At 58.3% G+C, this 19,725-nt stretch carries 17 protein-coding genes and 3 tRNA genes; 10 read left to right on the top strand and 10 right to left on the bottom strand.

Annotated elements, in window-relative coordinates:
• Positions 1-46 precede the first annotated feature (46 nt).
• The gene (locus HMPREF1323_RS02270) at positions 47-1,249 is read left to right on the top strand and encodes an FprA family A-type flavoprotein (RefSeq protein WP_009432623.1); all 1,203 of its coding nucleotides are present in this window, start codon (positions 47-49) and stop codon (positions 1,247-1,249) included.
• 55 nt (positions 1,250-1,304) lie between these two features.
• Complete coding sequence (nagB, locus tag HMPREF1323_RS02265) at positions 1,305-2,090, top strand: glucosamine-6-phosphate deaminase (RefSeq protein WP_009432595.1); 786 nt, start codon at positions 1,305-1,307, stop codon at positions 2,088-2,090.
• A gap of 96 nt (positions 2,091-2,186) precedes the next feature.
• On the opposite strand, the gene HMPREF1323_RS02260 is transcribed toward nagB, so the two are convergent.
• From HMPREF1323_RS02260 to HMPREF1323_RS02215, 10 genes are all read right to left on the bottom strand, one after another.
• Positions 2,187-3,446: a THUMP-like domain-containing protein gene (locus tag HMPREF1323_RS02260; RefSeq protein WP_009432654.1), complete on the bottom strand. Its 1,260-nt coding sequence runs from the start codon at positions 3,444-3,446 to the stop codon at positions 2,187-2,189.
• 9 nt (positions 3,447-3,455) lie between these two features.
• Positions 3,456-5,957 carry a DUF4982 domain-containing protein gene (locus HMPREF1323_RS02255; RefSeq protein ID WP_009432664.1) on the bottom strand — a complete coding sequence of 834 codons (2,502 nt, stop codon included), beginning with the start codon at positions 5,955-5,957 and terminating at the stop codon, positions 3,456-3,458.
• Between the two features lie 177 nt (positions 5,958-6,134).
• A tRNA-Cys gene (locus tag HMPREF1323_RS02250) sits at positions 6,135-6,205 on the bottom strand.
• A 144-nt stretch (positions 6,206-6,349) separates the two neighbouring features.
• A tRNA-Gly gene (locus HMPREF1323_RS02245) sits at positions 6,350-6,422 on the bottom strand.
• 21 nt (positions 6,423-6,443) lie between these two features.
• Positions 6,444-6,526 (bottom strand) — tRNA-Tyr (locus HMPREF1323_RS02240).
• A 31-nt stretch (positions 6,527-6,557) separates the two neighbouring features.
• A complete protein-coding gene (gene ribH / locus HMPREF1323_RS02235; protein ID WP_009432589.1) occupies positions 6,558-7,064 on the bottom strand; it encodes a 6,7-dimethyl-8-ribityllumazine synthase in 507 nt (168 codons plus the stop codon).
• An 18-nt stretch (positions 7,065-7,082) separates the two neighbouring features.
• A complete protein-coding gene (locus HMPREF1323_RS02230; protein WP_009432621.1) occupies positions 7,083-7,772 on the bottom strand; it encodes a tetratricopeptide repeat protein in 690 nt (229 codons plus the stop codon).
• 156 nt (positions 7,773-7,928) lie between these two features.
• Positions 7,929-9,014, bottom strand: coding sequence for a phosphotransferase enzyme family protein (locus HMPREF1323_RS02225; protein WP_044123916.1), 1,086 nt, complete (start codon positions 9,012-9,014; stop codon positions 7,929-7,931).
• A 117-nt stretch (positions 9,015-9,131) separates the two neighbouring features.
• Entirely contained in the window at positions 9,132-9,710 is a 579-nt protein-coding gene (locus HMPREF1323_RS02220; RefSeq protein ID WP_009432605.1) for an outer membrane beta-barrel protein, read from the bottom strand.
• A 221-nt stretch (positions 9,711-9,931) separates the two neighbouring features.
• Positions 9,932-10,510: an outer membrane beta-barrel protein gene (locus tag HMPREF1323_RS02215; RefSeq protein ID WP_009432537.1), complete on the bottom strand. Its 579-nt coding sequence runs from the start codon at positions 10,508-10,510 to the stop codon at positions 9,932-9,934.
• Between the two features lie 930 nt (positions 10,511-11,440).
• On the opposite strand from HMPREF1323_RS02215, the gene HMPREF1323_RS02210 reads away from it, so the two are divergent.
• The 8 genes from HMPREF1323_RS02210 to folE all read left to right on the top strand — a co-directional run bounded on the left by HMPREF1323_RS02210 (position 11,441) and on the right by folE (position 19,673).
• Positions 11,441-12,763 (top strand): PSP1 domain-containing protein, encoded by a 1,323-nt coding sequence (locus HMPREF1323_RS02210; RefSeq protein ID WP_232203978.1) that lies wholly within the window; start codon positions 11,441-11,443, stop codon positions 12,761-12,763.
• Positions 12,764-13,270 (top strand): gliding motility-associated lipoprotein GldH, encoded by a 507-nt coding sequence (locus HMPREF1323_RS02205; RefSeq protein ID WP_009432599.1) that lies wholly within the window; start codon positions 12,764-12,766, stop codon positions 13,268-13,270.
• Between the two features lie 97 nt (positions 13,271-13,367).
• On the top strand, positions 13,368-15,794 hold the full coding sequence (lon, locus tag HMPREF1323_RS02200; protein ID WP_009432637.1) for an endopeptidase La: 2,427 nt from the start codon (positions 13,368-13,370) through the stop codon (positions 15,792-15,794).
• A gap of 17 nt (positions 15,795-15,811) precedes the next feature.
• On the top strand, positions 15,812-16,369 hold the full coding sequence (locus HMPREF1323_RS02195) for a DUF1599 domain-containing protein (protein ID WP_009432552.1): 558 nt from the start codon (positions 15,812-15,814) through the stop codon (positions 16,367-16,369).
• Positions 16,366-17,658, top strand: coding sequence for a BT_3928 family protein (locus HMPREF1323_RS02190; RefSeq protein ID WP_009432613.1), 1,293 nt, complete (start codon positions 16,366-16,368; stop codon positions 17,656-17,658). The genes HMPREF1323_RS02195 and HMPREF1323_RS02190 overlap by 4 nt, the downstream gene beginning before the upstream one ends.
• A 20-nt stretch (positions 17,659-17,678) precedes the next feature.
• Complete coding sequence (gene tpiA, locus HMPREF1323_RS02185) at positions 17,679-18,437, top strand: triose-phosphate isomerase (RefSeq protein ID WP_009432550.1); 759 nt, start codon at positions 17,679-17,681, stop codon at positions 18,435-18,437.
• 89 nt (positions 18,438-18,526) lie between these two features.
• The gene (locus tag HMPREF1323_RS02180; RefSeq protein WP_009432617.1) at positions 18,527-19,063 is read left to right on the top strand and encodes an SPOR domain-containing protein; all 537 of its coding nucleotides are present in this window, start codon (positions 18,527-18,529) and stop codon (positions 19,061-19,063) included.
• Complete coding sequence (gene folE, locus HMPREF1323_RS02175; RefSeq protein WP_009432600.1) at positions 19,047-19,673, top strand: GTP cyclohydrolase I FolE; 627 nt, start codon at positions 19,047-19,049, stop codon at positions 19,671-19,673. Before HMPREF1323_RS02180 ends, folE begins: the two co-directional genes overlap by 17 nt.
• Positions 19,674-19,725: the final 52 nt, after the last annotated feature.

Below are 19,725 nucleotides of genomic sequence, written 5' to 3'. Positions count from 1 at the left end.
CCTTGTCTTATCCATACTATTACACCCTATCACTACACTACGGACTATGTACCAAGTACCTCAGATCACTGACTCCGTCTACTACGTCGGCGTGAACGACCGCATGAAAGAGCGCTTCGAGAACGTCTGGTCGATCCCCTCGGGCGTGGCTTATAACGCTTATCTCATCGTAGACGAGAAGACGACCCTCATCGATACGGTCGACGTCTGCTACTCGGATGTCTTCTTCCACAAGCTCGACCTCATCCTGCAGGGCCGCCCCGTGGATTATCTGATCATCAACCACATGGAGCCTGACCATGGTGGCTCGATCGGTCTCCTGCGTCAGCGCTACCCCGATATGCAGATCGTGGGGAACAAGAAGGCCTTCGATATGCTCAGTGGCTTCCATGGCATCACGACGGGCCTCCATGAGGTCAAGAGTGGCGATGCGCTGCGTATCGGTAGCCATGAGTTCTCCTTCCTGATGGCTCCTATGGTACACTGGCCCGAGGTGATGTTCACCTACGAGCAGTCCAACCGCCTTCTCTTCTCTGCTGATGCCTTCGGCTCCTTCGGCGCGTTGAGTGGTCATATCTTCGATAGCCACCTCACCGACCGCCAGTCCTACCTCGATGAGATGGTGCGCTACTACGCCTGCGTCATCGGGAAGTACGGCCCCTTCGTCAAGAAGGCGCTGGCCAATATCGACAAGCAGGGCCTCGACATCGAGTATGTATGCCCCTCGCATGGTGTCGTCTGGACGCGTGAGGGCTTTGCCGATGCACGCCGTCTCTATGACCGCCTCTCGAGCAACGAGACCGAGGAGGGGGTCGTCATCCTCTACGGCTCGATGTACGGCAATACCGAGCAGCTGGCCGACATCCTCGCACAGAGCCTCGCTGCCTCAGGCGTGAAGTCCATCGTCTGTCACAACGTCACCAAGAGCGATCCCTCGGTCATCCTGCGTGATGTCTTCCGCTACCGTGGCCTCATCATCGGTAGCCCCACCTACTGCGGTGAGCTCTTCTCTCCCATAGAGAACCTCATGAACCTCATTCGCATCCGCGACGTCAAGGACCGCATCTACGCGGCCTTTGGCTCCTATGCGTGGGCTCCCGCAGCCCTCAAGCGCCTCCGCCCCTTCGCCGAAGAGATGAAGTGGGAGGCTGTCGGAGAGGGCTTCGAGCTGAAGATGGCGGATCTTCCCTCCGTCATCGGCGCAGCTTGGGACCTCGGCACGCAGATGGCCGAGCGCCTCAAGGCTTAGTCCCCCCTAATTCCAATTGGCATATCAATCCATCAAATTTCTAAACACAGATCGCATGCGTCTAATCATCCAGCCCGACTATGTGGGCATCTCCCAGTGGGCAGCGGACTATGTAGTCCAGAAGATCAATGCTGCCGCTCCTACGGCTGCTAAGCCCTTCGTACTTGGTCTGCCCACAGGCTCATCGCCCCTCGGTATGTATCGTGCCCTGGTGGCTGCTCATCAGGCCGGGCGCGTATCCTTCGAGCACGTCGTCACCTTCAACATGGACGAGTACGTAGGTATCCCCCAGGATCATCCCGAGAGCTACCACTCCTTCATGTGGAAGAACTTCTTCAGCCACATCGACATCAAGAAGGAGAACGTACACATCCTCAATGGTAATGCCACCGACCTCGAGGCCGAGTGTGCTGCCTACGAGGAAGCGATCCTCGCCGCTGGTGGTATCGACCTCTTCCTCGGCGGTATCGGTCCCGACGGGCACATCGCCTTCAATGAGCCAGGCTCTTCGCTGACCTCACGCACCCGTATGAAGACCCTCACTACCGACACCATCATCGCCAACAGCCGCTTCTTCGATGGCGACGTGAACAAGGTGCCTAAGACGGCCCTTACCGTCGGTGTCGGTACCGTCATGGCTGCCCGTGAGGTACTGATCCTCGTCAACGGCCACGGCAAGGCTCGTGCCCTGCAGCAGGCTGTCGAAGGCTGTGTGAACCAGATGTGGACGATCACCGCTCTGCAGCTCCACCCCAAGGGCATCATCGTCTGTGACGAAGCTGCCTGTATCGAGCTCAAGGTCGGTACGTACAACTACTTCAAGGATATCGAGCGCCTCTAAGGCTCTCGCTCCCCCTAAGCAAACGGCCTCACGCCCCACGACTCTCCTCGGAGTAGTCGTGGGGCGTGAGGCCGTTTTACTTGCTGTCGTAGCGCCCTAGACGCGGCGGCAGCGGATGAGTATGTGCGAGCCGTCGGATGCTGTCGTGCCAAAGAGCGTCTGCTCGGCGCTGTCCTTGATGCGGAGCTTAGCGCGCAGGGCTTCGGGGCGAAGGGGGAAGTTGCGGCAGGTGATCTGCGCAGCACCGATCTCCCGACCGAGAGCCTTGAGCTGGGAGGAGGCGAAGGGATAGACTGCCTCGATAGCGAAGACGCGCCCAGGGAAGGGCGCTTCGGGGAGCGTGTCTGCTGTATAGAGGTGACTATTGGGGTGCAGGGCTTCGAGGCCGTAGACGGCGCCGATACTGCGGTAGAGTCCCGTCTTCATCAGGGCAGCGTGAGGCTCAAAGAGGTAGGCGCGGGGGCTCACGGCATAGCGTAGCTCGGCGCTCTCCTCATTGCTTAGAGCTTCGGGGAGGACGAAGGCAGGTGTAGGCTGCGTGGGATGGAGGTCTTGAGCGACGAAGGTCACCGCTTCGGGCTTCGCTTCGTTTGTCGCTTCAGCGAGGTCGATGAGGAGGAGAAGCTCCTTGGCTTCTCCACGTACGGAGACGACGTGTAGCTCCTGCACGCCAGCGACGGAGCGGAGCGTATGCACCACATCGAGCATCGGGGAGAGCTTGACGAGAAGGCGGGGGAAGGGTAGGGAGAGCTCACGATAGAGGGTGTGAAGCTCGGGGAGGAGTGTGTGTAGGCTGGGCTCACAGTCCTCGATGGCGTAGACTCTACGCGTCGTGTCCTCACCCTCTCTGCGGGCGGGATCAAGGTAGATGAGGGTAGGCTGGTGTGTGGAGATGAACTCCCGTAGCTGGGGGATCGACTCGCCGTGGATGAGCTGGAGCTTTGCCTCGGGGAGTAGGCGAGGGAGGTTCGCACGTGCTGCTGCGACGAGGTCTGCCTGTCGCTCGACGTAGACCCCTTGCCCCGTGACGCTCGTGAGTGCCCAGAAGTCCACACCGAAGCCTCCCGTAAGGTCGATGAGTCGGTCAGTAGGCGTGGCGAAGCGTGCCTTATAGCGGGCGGCCTCTTCGCTCGAGCACTGCTCCAGCGTCAGGGATGAGGGAAGGAAAACCCCAGCCGTGTGCCAGCTGGGGAGCTTCCTTCGGAGGGCTGACTCTGCCGTCAGCTGCAGGGCAAGCGCGGTGCGCTCCTCGCGAGAGAGTGATCCTTTGCCGAGGAGGATCCTATCGGGGGATGTGCCCCGATAGGTCTCCTGCAGCGAGAGGATATGGTGTATGAAGTCGAGCTGTAGCGACACGACGGGTGGCTACTTCGTGACTTGGATGCGGATCTTAGCCGTGGGCAGGCCCTTAGCTGAGACGGAGAGGATAGCTTCGCCAGCCTTCTCACCGCTCTGTACGAGCGCTACGAGCTGACCGCTGAAGGCGTGGTGCTGGGGCAGGTGGAAGGCATCGAGTGAGGCGGGATTGCCCGACGCAGCAGCGCGGAAGGAGCCTGCACCCGTGACCTTGAACTGCAGGAGGCGGGCATCATCGGGGATGAGGTTGCCGTCCTTGTCTACGACACGTACCGTGACGAAGGCGATATCCTTTCCGTTGGCGGTGATGCTCGTGCGGTCAGTGATGAGCTCAAGATGATGGGGACGACCAGCGGTGCGGATGACCTGCTCGGCGACAGCCTTGCCAGCCTTATCGTAAGCGACGACCTTGACTTCACCTGGCTCGTACTTCGTATCCATCCACATCAGGCGGTAGCGCTTCTGGCGGGTGAAGGCCTCTTGGCTCTCCTTGTTCTCCGTAGCGTCGATGGTGATGCTGGTATCCTTCTTCTGGCGGCCCTGGCTCTTGCCGTTGATGAAGAGCTCAGCCTCGGGGTGGTTGGTGTACACGAAGATGGGGGTTACCTGGCCTTCGCGCCCAGGCCACGTCCAGTGGGGGAGGATGTGAAGCGTCTCAGCGTCCTTGTTCCAGTGGCTGCGGTAGAGATAGAAGCGATCCTTGGGGATACCTGCCAGGTCGATAGCACCGAAGAGCGAGGAGTGGCTGGGCCATTCGCTGTAGTAGGGGGTAGGCTCACCGAGGTAATCGATACCCGTCCAGATGAATTCGCCCATGCTCCAGTCGTGATCCTCCTGACGGATGAAGTCGTCCTCGGGGAGGTTGCTCCAGCCGCAGTGCTCGACGTCGTAGCCCGAAGACTGATGGTCGGGGTATTTCGCCATGCTCTTGCGTACGACAGGGAACTTATACACACCGCGCGAGCTCACCGTGGAGCAGGTCTCGGAGCCGAGGAGGAAGCCCTGCGGTAGGACCTTGTGTGCGGTGTCGTAGAGGAAGGGACGGTAGTTGAAGCCCGGGATATCAAGGGTACCAGCCATACCGCTCTTCAGCACGCCGAGGGGATTGTCCATGCCGTTGGTGACGGGGCGCGTGGGGTCTTCGCGGTGGCAGATCTCCTGCAGGCGGTAGGCGAGCTTAGCGCCTTCGAGGCTGGGCTGCTCGGGGACTTCGTTCCCGATGCTCCACATGATGACAGAGGGGCTGTTGCGGAACTGGTGGATGAGGTTCGTGAGGTCACGCTCATGCCACTCGTTGAAGTCCAGGTTGTAGCCGTTGGGCACCTTGGGCTGGGCCCATGAGTCGAAGCTCTCGGCCATCAGCGGCATACCCATCTCGTCACAGAGACGGACGAATTCGGGGGCGGGCATGTTGTGCGAGGTGCGGATGGCATTGACGCCCATGTCCTGCATCTGGCGGATCTGGCGGCGCATAGCAGCCTCGTTGACAGCGGCACCGAGCGGGCCGAGGTCGTGGTGGAGGCAAGCGCCTTGGAACTTCAGCTTACGGCCGTTGAGGAAGAAGCCTTCGCCCGCCTTCAGCTCGATGGAGCGGATACCGAAGGTCGTGGTATCGCAGTCGATGACTTGCGAGCCGTCGGAGAGCGTGACGGCGTACTTATAGAGGTTGGGCTGGTTGATGTCCCAGAGCTTGGGAGCGGAGATGTCGAAGCCCGTGCGATAGATGCTGTCTGCACCCTTGCTGGAGAAGCTCTCCGAGCGCTCAGCGACGACCTTACCCTCGGGAGAGAGGATCTTCGTCTCGATGCGCAGTGGGCGACCGGCGAGGTGGCTAAGGCCGGCGACCTTCGTCTCTACAGATACGTAGGCTTGGTCGGCGCTCACCGAAGGCGTCTGGATGCGTGTGCCCCAGAGAGGGATGTAGGTGGGGGAGGTGATGGTGAGGTGCACGTTGCGGTAGAGCCCTGCGCCAGGGTACCAGCGGCTGCTCTCGTGCTTGTTCTCCAGGCGGATGGCAAGCGTGTTGCTTGCACCGGGGCGAACGTATGGGGTGACATCAAAGGCAAACGTGTTGTAGCCATAGGGCCAGTAGCCGACCTCCTTGCCGTTGACGTAGACGCGGGCGTGGCTCATCGCGCCATCGAAGCGGAGGAAGACACGGCGATCACCGAGGTCTTGGGGGATGTCCAAGCTGCGGCGGTACCAGCCAGCCCCTACGAAGGGAAGGCCACCGGTACGACCAGCATGCTCCATAGCTTCCTTCTGACCATCCTGTGCGATAGCCAGGTGCTGCTTGTCGTTCTCAAAGCTAAAGGGCCCGTAGATCGCCCAGTCGTGGGGGACGGTGACACGGCTCCACTTGCTGTCATTGTAGTCGGGAGTGGAGAAGGAAGCCTGGTCCTGGCGGGTGAAGCGCCACCCCTTCTCGAGGCGGAGCTCAGAGCGCTGGGCCTGTAGCTGGTGGCTGAGGGCGGCACATAGCGCAAGGGTACATGCGGATAGTCGCTTCATGTGAGATGAGTATCTGTATTTCTATATAATAATGTACATGGAGAGAAGATGCGCCCAGAGTGGGCACGATCTCAAAAGTCAAAGATAAGCAAAAAGCCCCGACCCCGCCGCCCGTATGCCCTGCGGATAAAAGCAGAGAGCTCCGCCATCCTGTCGGATAGCGGAGCTCTACTTCTGAGGTTCCTGGCGGAATCGAACCGCCGTAAACGGTTTTGCAGACCGGTGCCTAACCACTCGGCCAAGGAACCCTGTGTGGTTTGCGCTTGCAAAGTAACTAAATTCCTCCCATATACACAAGCCTGAGGCGCCAAGCCCTGTGCTCGGGGTGGTATAAAAAGCAAGATGCGCATCTTAGAGAGATACGCATCTTATAGCTTGCTTAGTCAGCGTAGAGCGGAAGACGGGGCTCAAACCCGCGACCCTTAGCTTGGAAGGCTAATGCTCTATCAACTGAGCTACTTCCGCATTCCTGATGACGGAAAGGAGTGGGCAGTGATGGATTCGAACCACCGAAGGCGTAAGCCAGCTGAGTTACAGTCAGCCCCATTTGGCCACTCTGGTAACTGCCCTTACCTGTTCTTTGCAGTGCAAAGGTACAAACTATTTCTGAACTGTGCAAATAGGACGGCACATCTTCAGTGCGGTCTCTGCAGCCTCGGCCCCCTTGTTGCCCAGTCGACCGCCTGCACGCTCCTCAGCCTGCTCCATCGTTTCGGTCGTCAGGACGCCGAAGATGACGGGTGCAGGAGTCGTGCGGAAGCCATGTGCCAAGGTCATGTTCAGCTGAGATATGCCGAAGGTCACGCCCTGGCAGATGTAGTCGAAGTGAGGGGTATCCCCACGGACGACACAGCCGATAGCTATGACAGCGTCTATACCAGGATTAGCCAGAAGGCGCGCCGATGCATTGACAAGCTCGAAGGCCCCTGGTACACGGAAGACAGTGATCTTCTTCACCTCTTGCTTGCGGAGCATTTCGAGAGCGCCCTCGAGCAGGGGTTCCGTGATGTTGTTGTTCCACTCCGCTACAGCGATGCCGATGTGTAGCCCTTCCCCAGAGGGGACGGGGCTGTGGTGGAGGGATTGGATATGGTCTATTGTAGACATGGTCTATGTGCGAGCGGACTACTTGCCCTGAGCCTGAGCGCGCAGGAGGTCAGCCTCTACGCTTTCTGCTTCGGGGCTGGTGTAGTACTTCGTCTTGACCTCGTTGTAGAGGGCGATAGCCTTGTCATACTTGCCGAGCTTCTCGTAGACGTGACCAGCCTTGATGAGGCAGCTGGGGGAGATCGCTTCGCTGGAAGCAGCCTTAGCAGCGGCTTCGTAGCTCTTGACAGCTTCTTCGAGCTTGCCGAGCTGTACGAGGCAGTCACCGATCATGCGCTGTACCGAGGGAGCGACGACGGTCTCATCAGCGGAGAACTTCTTCAGCTCAGCCAGTGCTTCCTGATACTTACCCTGGTCATAGAGGCAGATACCGCTATAGGCGTGAGCGAGGTTCGCTGCGTCCGTACCGGAGAAGTTCTTGGCGATGGCTTCGAAGCCCGGCGCACCAGCACCCTGCCCCTTGAGGGCGAGGCTGTCCTGCCCAGCGATGAAGCTATCTTCTGCTACGAACATCTGTGCGGTAGCCTTCTCGGCCTTAGGGACTTGGACGAAACGGTGGTAAGCGAAGATGCCGAGAGCGACGATGACGACAGCCGCTACTGCGATGATGATCTTCTTGCTGTGGCGCTCGAAGAAGAGTTCACCCTTCAGTACCTTCTCGTCGATGGTGTCGAGGGCGTCGTGCTCTGGGAGCTCGTGATGTGACATACGTATTTATCTTATTTGTTGTTGGTTATTCCGCTATATCAGTGGGGCAAAGATACGACTTTTCATGCAACCTGACACGCCCCACCCAGAGCCCTGCAGCTCGCTGGGAGTGCGGGGCTCTGGGTGGCTCTATACATTATAATATATAGGGGCGGCTTACTTCAGCAGGGCCTCCATTTCGGCTGCCTTCTCCTCGAGGCACTCGAGGTAGCGGAGCTGGGCGCGCGTGCGCTGGAGGTTGTGCTTGGGAGAGTGGATCTTGAAGTAGGTGTCTCCGTTGAGGTAGTCGACGAGGAAGCGCACCGTCTGCATGTAGGTCATCAGGCGGCCGCCATAGGCGATGAGGCTGCGCTCGGTGGGGGTGAGGAACTTACCTGCTGTGGAGAGATAGCCCTCGACGAAGGCCTTGTAGATCTCCATGTTCACGCCGATCTTCGAGAGGTCTGCTTCATCTTCCGGAGCGAAGTTCACACCTGTGCGGATGAAGTCACCCACGTCGCTGAGGATGAAGCCAGGCATGACGGTATCCCAGTCGACGACGCAGAGTACAGCACCCGACTTATCGAAGAGGACGTTGTCGACCTTGGTGTCGCAGTGGATGGTGCGCTTGGGGAGCTTGCCCTCAGCGTAGAGCTTCTCCTGGAGGAGCATCGAGTCAGCACGGCGGTCGATCTCGGCGAGGATATCCTGCACTTCGGCGACACGGCCAGCAGCATCCTGAGCGACAGCGTCGCGGAGCTGCTGCAGGCGGAAGGGCATGCTGTGGAAGTTCTCAATAGTCTCACCAAGACGACCCTCGGGGATGACGGAGAGGATTTCTTCGAACTGACCGAAGGCGGCACCAGCGTAGCGGGCGGCCTTGGGGGTGAGCTCGCTCATGCTCATGCTCTCGGGGATGAAGCGGCAGACACGCCAGTAGTTCTCCCCGTCGTGGTAGTAGTTCTTCTCGGGCTCCTCGAGGTTGGGGTAGAAGTAGAGGTACTTACGCTCTGCTTCGGGGTCACCTTCGGCTTCGAGGCGCTCGCGCATCGTGTCAGATACGATGGCGACATTGCGCTGCAGGACTTCGATGCGGGGGAAGACGAGGTGGTTCACACGCTGCAGGATCCAGCGTGGTGTCCCTTCACGGTCAGAGACTACGTAGGTGTCGTTGATATGGCCATTGCCAAAAGGCTTCATCTCCCCGATCTCAGCAGTGGAGATGAACATGCTGATAATATGCTCCATATTAGGATGATTCATTTGTAGGTAAAGACAAAGATATACAAAAAGCCTATCCCCACGCCAGCGGACTGACGTGGGGATAGGTGTATTTAGCTGAGGTCTCAGCGACCGGTGCCTTTAGCGGGTGGCTCGCTCTTAGAAGCGGAGGCCTACGCCAGCGAAGAACGAAGCGTTCTTATAGCTGGTGTTAGCGATGTTGTTCTTGAGGGCGTTGACCATACCGATGTCGGTACCGACACGGAGGTAGACCTTGCTGAATTCAAGAGCGGCAGAGGCGTTCAGACCCATGTCGAAGCGCTTGTAGATGCCGGCCTTGAAGGCATCGATCTTGCTCGTGGTAGAGAGACCGTAGGCGAAGTAGGGGCCAGCTTCGACAGATACCGCGAAGTTCTCGCTGAAAGGTACGCGGATACCGAGGTCAACGGGTACGCTGATGTAGTTGAGACCGTAGCCATCTTCAGAGATGTACTTGAAGCCTTCCTGGCGGAACGTCACCCCAGGAGCGAGGTAGACACCCGAGGCGAGCCCGACTTCGGCAGCAAGGCCAGCGCGGAAGCCCAAGCGGACCTTAGATTTGGGGGTGGCACCTACTACCTTATTGACGCCACTTGCGAAGTTAGCGCCTACTTCGATGCGGGGATGGATTTCAGTCTGAGCTTGAGCGGAGAGGACGCCTGCGACGAGAGCGAAGGCGGCGAAAAATAGCTTCTTCATATTTGTTATTCTATTTGTGTGGTGAATTACGGCACTACAGCGACAGAGTATAGTGGAGCCGTAGGATTAGAGATGAATGTGCTTCATGTCGCGTATATGCGAAGGTACAGAAAAAAGCCTATCCCCACAAAAAGCCTATCCCCACACCAGCGGACTGACGTGGGGATAGGTGTATTTAGGCGAGGTCTTTGTGACCGGTGCCCTTAGCGGATGGCTCGCTCTTAGAAGCGGTAACCTACGCCAGCGAAGAACGAAGAGTTCTTGTAGCTGGTGTTAGCAACGGGGTTCTTGAGAGTGTTGACCAGACCGATATCGGTACCGAGACGGAGGTAAACCTTGCTGTATTCGATAGCAGCAGAAGCGTTCAGACCCATGTCGAAGCGCTTGTAAGCACCAGCCTTGAAGGCATCGACGTTACCCGTGGTAGAGAGACCGTAGGCGAACGAAGGACCAGCTTCTACAGATACAGCGAGGTTGTCGCCGAGACCTACGCGGATACCGAGGTCAACGGGTACGCTGATGTAGTTGAGGCCATAGCCGTTACCATTGCCGAACTTGTAGCCTTCCTGACGGAACGTCACCCCAGGAGCGAGGTAGACGCCAGCAGCGAGTTCGATTTCTGCAGCAACGCTGGCGCGGAAGCCCGTGCGGACCTTAGAGTCAGCGGTGACGCTACCTACCTTGCTGATACCGCGAGCGAAGTTAGCACCTACTTCGATACGAGGATTGATGGCCGTCTGAGCCTGAGCAGAGAGCACGCCTGCAACGAGAGCGAAGGCGGCGAAAAATAGCTTCTTCATATTCGTTTCTTTCTATGTTATGGACCCCGGCAACAGGCCGAAATCAAGCTGTAAAGTTAGAGGTATTTAACGAATGTGCAAATATTCTTCAACTATTCAGCCTCGGATAGAACGTCTTTGCGTCATCCTATCGTATAGGACGGCTGGGATAATCAAGGGAGGGAGGTGAGGTACTTGCGCCCTCTGGGAGGAGTGTCTTTGGGAGGGGAGAGGTGTGAACCTATATAGGTCGCTGAGTCAACCTATATGGGTGCGTGGGTAGAGCTATATAGGATGGCGAAGAATGCTATATAGCTTTGAGCTGATTCCTATATAGCGTTGTGAAGTGCCCTCTATTTAAGTAGTTGCTCTGCGTAGGGATAAAAGTTGTGGACGAGTGGCAGATAAGTTTGGACTACGTACGTGGCTCTAATATCTACGTACGTGGATATTTGGATTTATGTGCCTGGTCTTTAAGACTACGTGCGTAGACAGAGGAAAACCACTACGTGAAGGCGCTTTTTCCTTCACGAGAACGATGCTTTTCCCTCCGCTGCATAAGAAGAATACTCGCGATAAGGCGAAGGGCTTGTGTATCTCTTCGGAGAGGTATATCGGGGAGCTACATTGACGATCAGTCGCTTATGCCTCGATATGGGAGCCGTGCGCTGGTAGGAAAGGGGGCGAAGGGCAGAATTTGAGTACCTTTGTTTGGGTGCTTATACATCCGTGGAGGTGGTTAGCTTGGGCTTCGATGATAGAGAAGCCCCTTTCTGTGAGTCCTATTGTCGGGCTGCAGAGCGACTTCCTCCACCCATAGAGCACCACCTTTCCGTAGGAACCCTCCGCCGGCGAGTCCTTCGCCTCTCGGAGTGTCTCCGATACATTATATATATGGGTGAGTAGACGCCGATGCGCGGCCTTGCTCCCCCACAAGCGAAACGATAATCAATGGACTATAAGACCACAACGGCCAATCTCGGCTGCTGTGCGATGACCCCCGGAGGCTGTGAAGGTTGTGATAGGAACCAGATGAGCACCTATGACTGGCTGAACGATATCCCCGAGTCACTGCAGAGCTCCGACTTGGTCGAAGTGCAATTCAAGAATACCCGTAAGGGCTACTATCTCAATACTGAGCGAATCGACCTCTATAAAGGCGATATCGTCGCTGTCGAATCGACGACGGGCCACGACATCGGCGAGGTGACCCTCACTGGTAAGCTCGCCGAGCTGGCGATGAGGAACCATCGCTACCGCCCCGACAAGGGCGAGTTCCTCCACGTCTACCGCGTCGCCCGCCCGGGTGACCTCGAGCGCTGGGAGGAAGCCAAGCGCCGTGAAGAGCCGACAATGATCCAGGCTCGACAGATCGCCTCTTCGCTGGGCCTCGACATGAAGATCGGGGACGTCGAATATCAGGGCGATGGCAACAAGGCGATCTTCTACTACATCGCTGACGGACGTGTGGACTTCCGCCAGCTCATCCGTGTGCTCGCAGATACCTTCCACGTGCGCATCGAGATGAAGCAGATCGGTGCTCGCCAAGAGGCAGGTCGCATCGGGGGTATCGGCCCCTGTGGCCGCCAGCTCTGCTGCTCCTCGTGGATGACGACCTTCTCCTCGGTGAGTACGGGGGCTGCCCGTGTGCAGGATATCACGATGAATCCGCAGAAGCTCACGGGGCAGTGTGGGAAGATCAAGTGCTGTATGAACTTCGAGGTCAATGCCTATGCCGAAGCTCAGCGCAGCCTGCCCGACCGTGAGGTCGTCCTCGAGACCAGCTCCGACAGCTACTATCACTTCAAGACTGACCACTTCCAGCGTCAGGTCACCTATAGCACGGTGCGCAATGCGCCGGTACGTCTGGTGACGATCTCCGCCGAGCGCGCCTTTGAGGTCATCAGCCTCAACCGCCGTGGTGAGCGCCCCGAGCACCTCGAGGAGACGGCGACCGAAGAGCGTCGTTCCTCCCGCTCCAGCGATATCCTTGCCGACAACAGTCTGACGCGCTTCGACAGAGAGCGCCGTGGTGGTCGCCGTGGTGGCGACTCTCGTGGTAGCCGTCGTGGCGGTGACCAAGGCGCTCGCCGTGAGCGCTCGGCTCGCCCCAGTGATGAGGCGGGTAAGAGCAATAATGGTAATGGTGGAGAGCGTCCACAGGTACGGCAGTTCCGTAGCCCTCGCACTCCTCGCACGGAGTCCACAGGTGAGGGTGGGCAGCAGCGTATCCGCCGTCCACGTCCCGAGACCTCAGGCGAAGACAAGGGATAGATGCGCGCTACCTCGTCATATATAGGGCGTCCACTGCGACGTGCACTCCTCGTCCTCTCCTTCCTTCTACCCCTCGTGGGGTGTGAGCAGGAGACGGGTGGAGCGAGGGATTACTATGCCTTCGAGCAGCCCGCTGGTGGCGTGTGGAAGCCCCGCACGACCTATAGCTTTGACCTCCTCTTCCCCGATCGCACGACGACCTTCACTGGTGAGATCGTCCTGCGTATGGATAGCCGTCTCGACCGCCCTCGAGCGCGTATGGAGGTAAGGCTCCGACAGGATGAGACGATCCTGCGGCGCGACACGCTGCAGGTAGACTTCGCTGCGACGGCTGGAGATTGGAAGCGCCCAGGGGCGCTGTACCACGAGTTCGTCCTGCCTTTGGCACGCCCTTTGCAAGCTCCCTACACAGGCCTCTTCTCTCTGGAGGTGCGTCCGCTGGATACCATTCCCCTCAGTGGGGTGGCTGCTATCGGGCTCCACACCGCAGAGCTACGGGCCGAGTAGTAGCTGTAATTTAGATATAGGCGGTAGGGGAATATGCCCCGACGACCGCCTCCACACCTCTACACATAGAATGAGCAAACAAAATAAATCTGACGAAATGTCACCCGAAGAACTGCAAGCACTGTCCCTGCCCATATTGGGTACCTACGAGGAGGATGAGACCTTCGCACTAAAGCCTGAGGAGCAGGCCAAGGAGTTTCCCCTCATTGCCCTACGCAATATGTCCATCTTACCTGGTACGGTGGTGCCCATCCTCGTGGGCCGCAGGAAGTCGATGCAGGTCATCCGACAGTCAGAGATACGTGAGCGCTGCTTCGGTGTCGTCACCCAGCGTGACGCCAATGTCGAGGATCCCCAGCTCAGCGACCTCTTCACGGTAGGTACTATCGTCGAGGTCTCCCAGATCGTCGAGCTGCCCACGGGTGAGCTCTCTGCCATCCTTCGTGGTCGTCAGCGCTTCAGTCTCCAGCACCTGACCATGGACGATCCCTATCTCATGGGTCGTGTCCACCTGCTCGAGGATAGCCTCCCCGCAGCAGATAAGGAAGAGGAGTACAAGGTGACGGTGGAGCTCATTCATGAGCGCCTCTTAGGGCTCTTGGATCGTCTGGCGCCGAATGCCCCCAATGGCTTCCGCGACACGATCCGTGGGCTGAAGAATCGTGCCTATATCGTTCATCTGGCAGGCTCACTCCTTCAGCTCAGTATGGAGGATCGTCAGAAGCTCCTCGAGATGGATAGTGTCTACGACCGCGCTGTCTATGTGCTCGGTCGTCTGCATGACCAGATCTCTGAGTCCTCGCTGCGTGAGGAGATCCTCAATCGCACGCGCCGTGAGATGGATCAGCAGCAGCGTGAGTACTTCCTCCAGCAGCAGATGCGTACTATCCAGGAGGAGCTCGGCACTGGCCCCAGCGCCGATGACGAGATCGAAGAGCTTCGCAAGAAGGGCAAGGAAAAGCTCTGGAGCGAGGCCGTCGCTGAGATCTATGAGAAGGAGCTTCGCAAGGCTGAGCGCCTCAATCCACAGAGCCCCGACTTCTCGATCCAGATGCAGTATCTACGCACGATCCTCGAGCTGCCTTGGGGTGTCTTCAGTCAGGATAACTTCGACCTCAAGGGGGCGAAGGAGATCCTTGACCGTGAGCACTATGGCCTCGACCGCGTCAAGGAGCGTATCCTCGAGCACCTGGCGGTACTGAAGCTCAAGGGCGACATGAAGTCCCCCATCCTCTGCCTCTATGGCCCTCCAGGGGTAGGTAAGACCTCCCTCGGGCGTAGCATAGCAGAGAGCCTTGGCCGTAAGTATGTGCGTATCTCCCTCGGTGGGGTGCATGACGAGGCTGAGATCCGTGGTCACCGCCGTACCTATATCGGCGCAATGAGCGGCCGTATCATCCAGAGCCTGCAGAAGGCTGGCACGTCGAACCCCGTCTTCGTCCTTGACGAGATCGATAAGCTCGCTGACGACCACAAGGGCGATCCCGCATCGGCTCTCTTGGAAGTCCTCGACCCCGAGCAGAATACCGCCTTCCACGATAACTATCTCGATATCGACTACGACCTCTCGAAGGTCCTCTTCATCGCTACGGCGAATAATATCTCCACCATCCCCTCCGCCCTGCGTGACCGTATGGAGCTCATCGAAGTCACGGGCTACATCGCAGAGGAGAAGCTGAAGATCGCCGAGCAGCACCTCGTACCCAAGGAAGCCAAGGAGCACGGGCTCAAGGTGGAGGACATCCACTTCGCCCCTGGTGCCCTCGATCTCATCATCGAGGAGTACACCCGCGAGAGCGGTGTGCGCTCCCTGACGAAGCAGATCGCTGCCGTCATGCGTAAGCTCGCTTGGGCTACCGCAGCTGAGGAGCAGCTCCCCGAGTCCATCACCCCCGAGCTCGTACGTGAGTACCTCGGCAAGACCGTCTATTCGCGCGATAAGTATCAGGGCAATGAGCACGCTGGTGTCGTCGTCGGTCTGGCTTGGACCAGCGTCGGTGGGGAGATCCTCTTCGTCGAGAGCAGCCTCCAGCCGGGGCAGTCGGGTAAGCTCATCCTCACCGGTAGCCTCGGTGATGTGATGAAGGAGTCTGCCACCCTTGCTCTCAGCTACATCCGTGCTCATGCTACCCAGCTCGGTATCGACCTCGAGACGCTCAAGGATCAAGAGATCCACATCCACGTACCTGAGGGCGCTATCCCCAAGGATGGCCCCAGCGCAGGTATCACGATGGTTACCTCACTCGTCTCCGCTATGACCCGCCGCCGTGTGCGTGCCCACATGGCGATGACTGGGGAGATCACCCTGCGTGGTAAGGTCCTGCCCGTCGGTGGTATCAAGGAGAAGATCCTTGCCGCTAAGCGCTCAGGCATCACGGATATCATCCTCTGCCGTGAGAACGAGAAGGATATCCTTGAGATCAACGAGCACTATCTCGAGGGGCTGAACTTCCACTATGTGGACGAGATCACCGAGGTCCTTGACTTCGCTCTGCTCGACGAAATCGTGGATAAGGCAAAGTAGACTAACTTTGTAGCTCTATGGAAGCCCGTATCAATAGCACCGAGCAGGAGTGCCGTACCATCCTCCGTACCTGTCGGGAGCTCTTCGCTAAGAAGCTCCACGACTACGGAGCGGCGTGGCGTATCCTCCGCCCAGAGTCCCTCACAGATCAGATCTATATCAAGGCTGAGCGTATCCGTGGTATCCAGATGCGCGGGCATGCTGCCGTCGATGAAGGCGTCGAGCCGGAGTTCATCGGTATCGTCAACTACGGGCTCATCGGCATGATCCAGCTCGAGCGTGGCGCTGTCTCCAGCCCAGATATGAGCGTGGAGGAGGCCCTCGAGGCTTATGATCGCTGTGCGGAGAAGACCCTGCAGCTTATGCTCGCCAAGAACCACGACTACGGTGAGGTGTGGCGTAATATGCGGGTGACCTCTATGACCGACCTCATCCTCTCGAAGATCCATCGCACCAAGCAGATCGAGGATCTGCAGGGCGAGACCTTCGTCTCGGAGGGCGTCGAAGCTAACTATATGGATATGGTGAACTACGCCATCTTCTGCCTCATCAAGCTTACCCTCCCCGCAGCGTGATCAATCTGCGTCATACCCTCGCCGAAGTAGCCCGCGTCATCGTGGGGCTCGTCTTCGTGGGCTCTGGCCTTCTGAAGGCCGTCGATCCCGTGGGTACCGCGCTGAAGATCTCGCAGTATCTCACCCCGATTCTCAGCCCCGCAGCAGCGGGTGCCGAGACGCTCACGCTGGCGCTGTCCTTCGTGCTGTGTGGCTCCGAGTTCCTGCTCGGGGCTTTCCTGCTTATGGGGGTGTATCGCAAGTTCTGCGCTCGTCTCTCCGTACTCTTCATGCTGATGATGACGGCCGTGACGCTCTACACGCTCATCGCTAACCCCATCTCCGACTGCGGTTGCTTCGGTGATGCGATCCAGCTGACCCACCTGGAGAGCTTCCTTAAGAACGTCGTTCTCCTACCGCTCTCCCTCCTCGTCCTGCGCGATGCCCGAGCGCTACGCCACCTCTATTCGCGCCGTGAGCGCTGGGTGCCTGCTGTGCTCGCTGTCGTCGGGATCATCTACTTCATGGCGGAGAACTACCGTCACCTGCCTTACATTGACTTCCGCCCCTATGCCGTAGGGACGAACCTCCGTGAGGCCATCGCAAAGGAAGAAGCCTCCCTGCAGCGTGTGCTCCTCGGCGCTACGAAGTACATCTACTCGAAGGACGGCAAGACGAAGGCTTTCGAAGCCTCGGCCCTCCCCGATAGCACGTGGACCTTCGTCGAGGCACGTCAGGAAGCAGACTTGGCGAACTATAAGCCTCGCTACGACTTCAATCCCGTCGATAGTCTGGGTGAGCCCGTCATCTCGACGCTCCTCGACTCCGAGGGGATCACGCTCCTTCTCCTCTCTCCCTCGTGGCGTACGGCGAGCCAAGCCGTGCTTGACGAGATCAGCGAACTCCACGAAGAGGCCAGCCGCTTAGGCTACCCCTTCTATGGCGTCACCGCCTCGACGAGCGAAGAGATAGCTCAGTGGCGTTATCTTACAGGAGCCTCCTATCCGATGCTCCAGCTCGATGCCACTCCGATACGTACCATCATCCGCTCACAGCCAGGGCTCGTCGTCCTGCGTGACGGTAAGATCATAGATAAGCGCGCCTACGCTGACTTCCCCTCGGTCGAGGGCGTCAGCACTTACCTCCGTAGTCTGCCCCAGATGCAGCCTCACGGCCCCTCTGCGACGCGCACCTACCTCCTCTGGGCGTGGGCTGCACTGCAGCTCTTAGCCTTCCTCCGCTTTTGGGCGAGAAAGCTCCACCTCACCGTCCATCTGCACATCAAGAAGCGTTTACATTTAACCAAATAATCCTCTTTATCAAAGTAACAATGAGAAAGAATATCGTCGCCGGTAACTGGAAGATGAACAAGACCCTCAGCGAAGGGATCTCCTTCATCGGCGAACTCAAGGCTGCCCTCGCTGGCAAGTCCCTCCACTGTGACGTCATCATCGGTGCCCCCTTCATCCACCTCGCATCTATCGCTAAGGAAGCTGAAGGTAGCCCCGTAGCTATCGCTGCTGAGAACTGCGCTGACAAGGCTGAAGGTGCTTACACGGGTGAAGTCTCTGCTGCACAAGTCGCTTCGACGGGTGCACGCTACGTCATCCTCGGCCACTCTGAGCGCCGTGCTTACTACCACGAAGATGGTGCTATCCTCACGGATAAGGTACGTCTTGCTCTCGCTGAAGGCCTCGCTCCTATCTTCTGCATCGGCGAAGTCAAGGAAGAGCGCGAAGCTGGCAAGCACTTCGAAGTCGTAGAGCAGCAGCTCGAAGAAGCCGTATTCTCTCTCTCTGCTGAAGACTTCGGTAAGATCGTCCTCGCTTACGAACCCGTCTGGGCTATCGGTACGGGCCTCACGGCTTCCTCTGCTCAGGCTCAGGAGATCCACGCTCACATCCGTAGCCTCATCGCTAAGAAGTACGGTGCTCAGGTTGCTGAAGACTGCACGATCCTCTACGGTGGTAGCTGCAACGCTGCTAACGCTAAGGAGCTCTTCTCTCAGCCCGACGTCGACGGTGGTCTCATCGGTGGCGCTTCACTCAGCGTAGAGAAGTTCCTTCCCATCATCGAAGCGTTCAACTAACGCTCCCTCCCTCTTTAGCCACCCCTTCTCTGTGAGGGGGTGGCTAACTCCTTTCCTCACACGCTCCCCAACCCCTCAGCGAAACTCCTATGCTCAGACGCATTCAGCTCACGCTTGCGCTCCTCGTCACGTGCCTTACCTTCGCCGCGACTCTCTCGGCGCAGACCGCACCTGAGAAGCTAAGACCACGCAATATCCTCGAAGCCCTCGAGCAGATCAATCCCGGTGAGGGCTTCGTGACGATCATCCAAGACCCCGACCTCCGTGGTGTCATCGGTAGCGCTCCCGCTCCACGTGGCTCCTCGGTGCTGGCGCGTGATGGCAACTACTCCATCCTCTACGGCTACCGTGTCCAGGTCTTCAACAGTAACCTCCCCAATGCTAAGAGCGAGGCTTATGCACGTGCCGAAGCTATTCGCCGCGTCGCCCCCACGCTCAGTAGCTACATCACCTTCCGCGCTCCCTTCTGGCGCCTGACCGTCGGTAACTTCACCTCACAGGAAGAGGCTCGCTCGGCTCGCGCTCGTCTTATGGTCGCTCTGCCTGCTTGGGGCCGTGAGTCCTACGTAGTCCGTGAGAAGGTCCGCATCCTCAACTACACCGAACCCCATGCCTCAGAAGAATAGCCTCCCCGATCCCTCGACCCTGACCTTCGTCTCTGAGAGCGAAGAGGCTACCGAAGCCGCTCTGCGCCACCACTACCATGAGATCCTCCGCCTGCTGGGCGAAGATCCCGAGCGTGAGGGCTTGGTGAAGACACCCGAGCGCGTCGCTAAGGCCATGCGCTTCCTCACCTCAGGTGCGCACAAAGACCCGAAGGAGATCCTCCGCTCGGCGATGTTCCGCGAGGAGTATCGCCAGATGGTTATCGTCAAGGATATCGACTTCTACTCGCTCTGTGAACACCACATGCTGCCCTTCTTCGGCAAGGTCCATATCGGCTATATCCCCAACGGCTACATCACGGGCCTCTCAAAGCTCCCCCGTATCGTCGACGTCTTCGCTCGTCGCCTGCAGGTACAGGAGCGCCTGACGACGCAGATCAAGGACTGCATCCAGGAGGCACTCAATCCCCTCGGTGTCATCGTCGTCATCGAGGCACAGCACATGTGCATGCAGATGCGTGGCGTAGAGAAGCAGAATTCCTTCACCACGACCAGTGACTTCACCGGTGCCTTCCGCGAAGCCAAGACGCGTGAGGAATTCATGCAGCTCATCACGCACAGCCGTCGCTAAAGGTATAGCCCCCTGTAGCATCTCCTATATAATATAGGTACGCTAAAAGCGC

It is taken from the genome of Porphyromonas sp. oral taxon 279 str. F0450 (assembly GCF_000292995.1).
Lineage (GTDB): Bacteria > Bacteroidota > Bacteroidia > Bacteroidales > Porphyromonadaceae > Porphyromonas > Porphyromonas pasteri.
The sequence above is the reverse complement of the archived record's forward strand: the minus strand, read 5'-3'. Positions and strand labels throughout refer to the sequence as shown.

Bases quoted from the DNA above. Each gene is read 5' to 3' on its own strand.
- HMPREF1323_RS02210 (WP_232203978.1), top strand. From the start codon at position 11,441: ATGGACTATAAGACCACAACGGCCAATCTCGGCTGCTGTGCGATGACC.
- HMPREF1323_RS02230 (WP_009432621.1), bottom strand. From the start codon at position 7,772: ATGTCACATCACGAGCTCCCAGAGCACGACGCCCTCGACACCATCGAC.
- HMPREF1323_RS02180 (WP_009432617.1), top strand. From the start codon at position 18,527: ATGCTCAGACGCATTCAGCTCACGCTTGCGCTCCTCGTCACGTGCCTT.
- lon (WP_009432637.1), top strand. From the start codon at position 13,368: ATGTCACCCGAAGAACTGCAAGCACTGTCCCTGCCCATATTGGGTACC.
- HMPREF1323_RS02225 (WP_044123916.1), bottom strand. From the start codon at position 9,014: ATGAATCATCCTAATATGGAGCATATTATCAGCATGTTCATCTCCACT.
- folE (WP_009432600.1), top strand. From the start codon at position 19,047: ATGCCTCAGAAGAATAGCCTCCCCGATCCCTCGACCCTGACCTTCGTC.
- nagB (WP_009432595.1), top strand. From the start codon at position 1,305: ATGCGTCTAATCATCCAGCCCGACTATGTGGGCATCTCCCAGTGGGCA.
- HMPREF1323_RS02255 (WP_009432664.1), bottom strand. From the start codon at position 5,957: ATGAAGCGACTATCCGCATGTACCCTTGCGCTATGTGCCGCCCTCAGC.
- HMPREF1323_RS02220 (WP_009432605.1), bottom strand. From the start codon at position 9,710: ATGAAGAAGCTATTTTTCGCCGCCTTCGCTCTCGTCGCAGGCGTCCTC.
- HMPREF1323_RS02215 (WP_009432537.1), bottom strand. From the start codon at position 10,510: ATGAAGAAGCTATTTTTCGCCGCCTTCGCTCTCGTTGCAGGCGTGCTC.
- tpiA (WP_009432550.1), top strand. From the start codon at position 17,679: ATGAGAAAGAATATCGTCGCCGGTAACTGGAAGATGAACAAGACCCTC.
- ribH (WP_009432589.1), bottom strand. From the start codon at position 7,064: ATGTCTACAATAGACCATATCCAATCCCTCCACCACAGCCCCGTCCCC.
- HMPREF1323_RS02270 (WP_009432623.1), top strand. From the start codon at position 47: ATGTACCAAGTACCTCAGATCACTGACTCCGTCTACTACGTCGGCGTG.
- HMPREF1323_RS02205 (WP_009432599.1), top strand. From the start codon at position 12,764: ATGCGCGCTACCTCGTCATATATAGGGCGTCCACTGCGACGTGCACTC.
- HMPREF1323_RS02195 (WP_009432552.1), top strand. From the start codon at position 15,812: ATGGAAGCCCGTATCAATAGCACCGAGCAGGAGTGCCGTACCATCCTC.